Annotated in this window: 5 protein-coding genes and 1 tRNA gene; 2 read left to right on the top strand and 4 right to left on the bottom strand. The window is 60.9% G+C overall.

Going from position 1 to position 4872, the window contains the following annotated elements:
* The first annotated feature begins 53 nt into the window (after positions 1 to 53).
* Positions 54 to 1325 (top strand): IS256 family transposase, encoded by a 1272-nt coding sequence (locus BV908_RS21745; protein ID WP_047350851.1) that lies wholly within the window; start codon positions 54 to 56, stop codon positions 1323 to 1325.
* A gap of 212 nt (positions 1326 to 1537) precedes the next feature.
* On the opposite strand, the gene BV908_RS21740 is transcribed toward BV908_RS21745, so the two are convergent.
* A complete protein-coding gene (locus tag BV908_RS21740) occupies positions 1538 to 2470 on the bottom strand; it encodes a LysR family transcriptional regulator (RefSeq protein ID WP_103739190.1) in 933 nt (310 codons plus the stop codon).
* A 111-nt stretch (positions 2471 to 2581) separates the two neighbouring features.
* On the opposite strand from BV908_RS21740, the gene BV908_RS21735 reads away from it, so the two are divergent.
* Complete coding sequence (locus BV908_RS21735) at positions 2582 to 2974, top strand: RidA family protein (protein WP_103739189.1); 393 nt, start codon at positions 2582 to 2584, stop codon at positions 2972 to 2974.
* A 276-nt stretch (positions 2975 to 3250) separates the two neighbouring features.
* On the opposite strand, the gene BV908_RS21730 is transcribed toward BV908_RS21735, so the two are convergent.
* The 3 genes from BV908_RS21730 to BV908_RS22660 all read right to left on the bottom strand — a co-directional run.
* Positions 3251 to 3327: transfer RNA gene (locus BV908_RS21730), tRNA-Ile, on the bottom strand.
* Positions 3328 to 3380: 53 nt separating this feature from the next.
* Positions 3381 to 4385: a heat-inducible transcriptional repressor HrcA gene (gene hrcA / locus BV908_RS21725; protein WP_103739188.1), complete on the bottom strand. Its 1005-nt coding sequence runs from the start codon at positions 4383 to 4385 to the stop codon at positions 3381 to 3383.
* Positions 4386 to 4566: 181 nt separating this feature from the next.
* On the bottom strand, positions 4567 to 4872 hold a 306-nt coding region (locus BV908_RS22660; RefSeq protein WP_210434001.1), incomplete at its 5' end, for a hypothetical protein.

The following is a 4872-nucleotide window of genomic DNA, read 5'->3' as shown; positions in this document are numbered from 1 at the left end:
GAGCTTGTCAGAAATTTTGTGTGTGAGGCATAGCATGTCGACAAGGAGCATGAATGCCACGCAAGACCAAACCCACCGCTTTGGCGGACCAGGCGGCACAGCCGCAATTTCACATCCCGGCCGAGCTGCTTGACCAGTTGGTGACCGGGCCCATGACGCCGGGCCAAGTCCAAGGGCTGTTCGATCAGTTCAAGAAGTCAATTCTTGAGCGGGCGCTGGGCGCCGAGATGAGTCATCACCTAGGCTATGCGCCCGGCCAAGCCAAGCCCACAGGCGGATCAGCCAACCACCGCAACGGCAAGAGCACCAAGACCGTACTGACCGATGTGGGGGCGCTGCGCATCGATGTCCCACGCGATCGCGAAGGCAGCTTCGAGCCGCAGCTCATTGGCAAGCACGAGCGGCGCTTTACGGGTTTCGACGACAAGATCATCGCCATGTACGCACGCGGCATGACGGTGCGCGAGATCCAGGGTTTCCTGGCTGAGATGTACTCGGTGGACGTCTCGCCCGAGCTCATCAGCCGTGTCACCGATGAGGTGATGGGCGAGGTCACGGCCTGGCAGACACGGCCGCTGGAGGCGATGTACCCGGTGGTGTTCTTCGATGCGCTGCGGGTCAAGATTCGCGAGGATGCGGTGGTGCGCTCCAAGGCCGTCTACCTGGCGCTGGGCGTACTGCCTGACGGCTCGCGCGACATCCTGGGAATCTGGATCGAGAACACCGAGGGGGCGAAGTTCTGGATGAAGGTCTTCAACGATCTGAAGACGCGCGGGGTGCAGGACATCCTGATTGCCGTCACCGACGGCCTCAAGGGCATGCCAGAGGCGCTGGGCGCAGTGTTCCCGGCGACGACGCTGCAGACCTGCATCGTGCACCTGATCCGGGGTGGCCTGGACTTTGCGTCATGGAAAGACCGCAAGGCGCTGGCCGCAGCCATCAAACCCATCTACACCGCGGTGAGCGCCGAGGCGGCCGAGGCCGAGTTGGATGCGTTTGCGGCCGGCCCCTGGGGGCAGCGGTTCCCGACCGTGGTCAGCGCCTGGCGCCGGGCCTGGGACAAGGTCATCCCGTTCTTCGCCTTCCCGCCCGAGGTGCGGCGCGTGATCTACACCACCAACGCCATCGAGAGCGTGAACGCACGGCTGCGCAAGATCATCAAAACGCGCGGCCACTTCCCCAGCGACGAGGCGGCCACCAAGCTGATCTGGCTGGCGCTGCGCAACATCACCGCGGACTGGGGGCGGGCGGCCAACCACTGGAAATCAGCGATGAACCAATTTGCGATCCTCTACGAGGACCGATTTACCAGATCGGGCCAGTAAGATCACCAAGCCGCCTCACGATTGAGTGACGGATTCAACAGCCTCACACACAGAAATCCTGACACTCCCGATCTGGCGACAGTCATCGACCAGAGTGTGCCCCAAGAGCGCCGCTTGTCGTTATGGCCAGAGAAGCTGTGAGCTGCAGGTCGTGCCGCACCCGTTGGCTGCCAGGTGACGCAATCCCCTGGCGCAGTCCAACGCCCCTCCTCTCAGCGCCGATGCGGATACGCCCCGGACAGCGGAGCATGTGTCTTCATCAGTTCAACCATCCAATCCATGAACACCCGCAGCCGAGCGCCCACATGACGGTTGGGAGGAAACGCGATATACAGCGGCATCGGCGCAATGGACCAGTCCTCAAACAGCGGCGCCAGTTCGCCCCGCGCCATATGAGGCGCTGCCATGTACTGCGGCAACCAGAGCGCCCCCAGACCGGCAATGCCTGCCGCCAGATAGGCATTGCCATCGTCGGTGGCAATCGCGTAACGGCCCATCACGCGCACTTGTTCGTCACCGCGGTGCAATACGCAGGATAAGACGCGTCCGGTGCTTGATCCCAGAAAGCCCACGATGTGGTGCGGTGCGGCCTCCAGGTTCTTGGGGTGCAAGGGCATTCCGGCATTCGCCAAGTATGTAGGTGCCGCATAGAGCCCCATGGAAAGATCGCCTACATGCCTTGCCACAAGCGAGGCGTCGCCCGGCTCACCTCCCCGCACCACGCAATCGACGTTTTCATCGATCAGATCGACCACTCGGTCACTTACACCCATGTGCACCTGGATGTCCGGATAGCGCGCATGGAATGCAGCGAAAGCCGGAACAAGGACCATGCGTGCCAGAGGGCTGGGCACGTCCACCCGCAGGCGGCCTTGAGGCGCGCTCGAGGCACTGGTCAGACTGGTCTCCGCATCATCCAGGTCACCCAACAGACGCACGACACGCTCGTAATAGGCGGCCCCTTCGGCTGTCACGTTCACTTTGCGGGTGGTGCGGTTCAAAAGCCTGACCCGTAAACGCGCTTCCAACTGCTGCACAAGCTGAGTTACCGTAGTTTTGCTCATGTGCAGCGTTTGAGCGGCCTGGGTAAAGCTGCGTGTTTCTACCACGCGAGCAAAGGCCACCATAGCGTCGAAACGATCCATAGAGGTCAGGAGATTGTCCAGATTCTGCAAACAGTCTTGATGATACTTTCCTGTTTATCCGAACAGATACAGTGCCTACAGTGGGTTCTTTTATCCAATGAAAGATGTCCCATGCCTCCACGCGACGTTGTCTTCCCGCCAGGCCGCCAAGCTCTTTACGAGAAGAACCGCTACTCACCAGCGGTCCGGTCCAACGGCTTTCTATTCGTCTCGGGCCAAGTGGGCAGCCGTGCAGATGGCACGCCAGAGCCCGATCTGGCATCTCAAGTCCGCCTCGCCTTCACTCACCTGAACGCTGTGCTGGAGGCCGCCGGGTGCAGCTTTGACGACGTAGTCGACGTGACGGCGTTCGTAGTGGATCCCGAGAAGAATTTCGAGCGCATTTGGCAGATCGTGCCGGACTATTGGGGCAAGGCCCCCTATCCCACGCTGACCGGTATCGGCGTAACCTGGCTTTACGGCTTCCAGTTCGAAATCAAGGTAATCGCGAAGCTTCCAAGCTAAACACTGAGTCCTTGGGGAAAGGCTTTGCCCTTGGAGTCTTTGCGATCCAGGCCAGAGAGTCGGTCGTCGCGGTACTTGGCGATCAGTTCCGGTGTCAGCGCAGCCAGTGAATACTCGCCTGCATCGAGCTTCGGGGAAAAACCCAGCGACTAGAGGCGATCGACAGCGATGGGTGAACTGACGGCAAGCCACTCAAAACCATTGACTGACGGCTACATGAACCCTCAAAGAAAAAATCCCGCTACCGTACTGATAGCAGGATTTCCTTTATCTACTTGGTAGGGCGTGTTGGACTTGAACCAACGACCAAAGGATTATGAGTCCTCTGCTCTAACCAACTGAGCTAACGCCCCAAGGGGTGCGCTGCCCTGCCTCGTAGGCGGCGCAGCGGCGCGTATTGTAGGGGCTACTTCCGGTGGCTCAGGGCGTTGGAGACCAGCTTGGAGGTGATGTCCACGATCTGGATCATGCGGTCATAGGGCATGCGCGTGGGGCCGATCACGCCCAGGGTGCCCACCACCTGACCGTCGACCTCATAGGGTGCACTCACCACGGACAGCTCTTCAAATGGCACCACCTGGCTCTCTCCACCGATGAAAATGCGCACCCCTTCTGCCCGGCTGGAAATGTCCAGCAGGCGCAGGATCTGCGTCTTTTGTTCGAACAGGTCGAACGCACGGCGCAAGTGGCTCATGTCGCTGGAAAAATCGCTCACAGACAGCAGGTTGCGCTCGCCCGAGAACACCACCTCGTCCTGCGACCCGGACATGGCCTCCGAGCCCACGCTCACCGCGGCCTGCATCAGCGCCGCGATTTCTCCGCGCAGCTTGTCCACCTCCAGCTTCAGGCGCTCGCGCACCTGCTCCATGGTGAGGCCCGCGTAGTTGGCGTTGAGGAAGTTGGCGGCCTCCACCAGTTGCGACTGGGAGTAATCGACCTCGGTAAAGGTCACGCGGTTCTGCACATCACCGTCGGGCGAGACGATGATCACCAAAAAACGCTTCTCGGACAGCCGCAGGAATTCAATGTGGCGAAACACCGAGGCGCGCCGCGGCGCCATCACCACACCCACGAACTGCGACAGGCTCGACAACAGGTGGGCGGCGTTGGCGATCACCTTCTGCGGCTGCTCGGGCATGAGCTGGACTGTCGGCAACTGCTCCTGCTGCACGGTGAGCATGGTGTCGACGAACAGGCGATAGCCCTTGGCGGTGGGCACACGGCCCGCGGAGGTGTGGGGGCTGGCAATAAGCCCCAGGTCCTCCAGGTCTGCCATCACATTGCGTATGGTGGCGGGCGACAATTCAAGCCCTGATGCCCGCGACAAGGTTCTGGAGCCGACTGGCTGCCCCTCGGCTATGTAGCGTTCCACCAAGGCCTTGAGTAACAACTTGGAGCGGTCATCAAGCATTGAATCATTTTACGGCTGTAACTCTGCCCATCGGCCGCGGCGCTCGTGGCGGTGGATGCAATCACGCAGGCATGCCACAGTGACGCCGAGCATGTCCGCCAGCACAGCCTGCGTGTACCAGCCACTGCGCCACGCCTTCACGGCTTGAGCCACGTCTTCATCGGACAGGGCGCGCTTTCTGCTAGCCGTTCTCGCTAGGAGTTGCTAAGCCAGCAGCTCGGTTCGTTTCAGACCCCTCCCGCCGCAAGGTGAGGAGGGGTTCTTCTTTTCGGACGTCGAACAGTTCAGCCGGCCAGACGCCTGGCGGCAGCGGCTTGGGCTCTGCAGGTTTGGGCGGTGCCCTCCGGCGCGGTGGCAAAGGCGGTTGGTAATAGATGATGTCCTCCGCCGTAATTGGTCCCTTCGCCAATCCGAGCCGCATGGCGGGAGTCTTCCCGTCTTCGCCGACCTCGCAATAATTGAAGTAGGTTCGAAAGATTTCTACCAG

It is taken from the genome of Diaphorobacter sp. LR2014-1, assembly GCF_002916785.1.
In the GTDB taxonomy this organism is placed as follows: Bacteria; Pseudomonadota; Gammaproteobacteria; order Burkholderiales; family Burkholderiaceae_C; genus Diaphorobacter; species Diaphorobacter nitroreducens.
The sequence above is the reverse complement of the archived record's forward strand: the minus strand, read 5'-3'. Positions and strand labels throughout refer to the sequence as shown.

What these genes read in the sequence shown, in the direction of transcription:
- BV908_RS21745 (WP_047350851.1), top strand. Translation starts at nt 54, where the DNA reads ATGCCACGCAAGACCAAACCCACCGCTTTGGCGGACCAGGCGGCACAG.
- BV908_RS21740 (WP_103739190.1), bottom strand. Translation starts at nt 2,470, where the DNA reads ATGGATCGTTTCGACGCTATGGTGGCCTTTGCTCGCGTGGTAGAAACA.
- BV908_RS21735 (WP_103739189.1), top strand. Translation starts at nt 2,582, where the DNA reads ATGCCTCCACGCGACGTTGTCTTCCCGCCAGGCCGCCAAGCTCTTTAC.
- hrcA (WP_103739188.1), bottom strand. Translation starts at nt 4,385, where the DNA reads ATGCTTGATGACCGCTCCAAGTTGTTACTCAAGGCCTTGGTGGAACGC.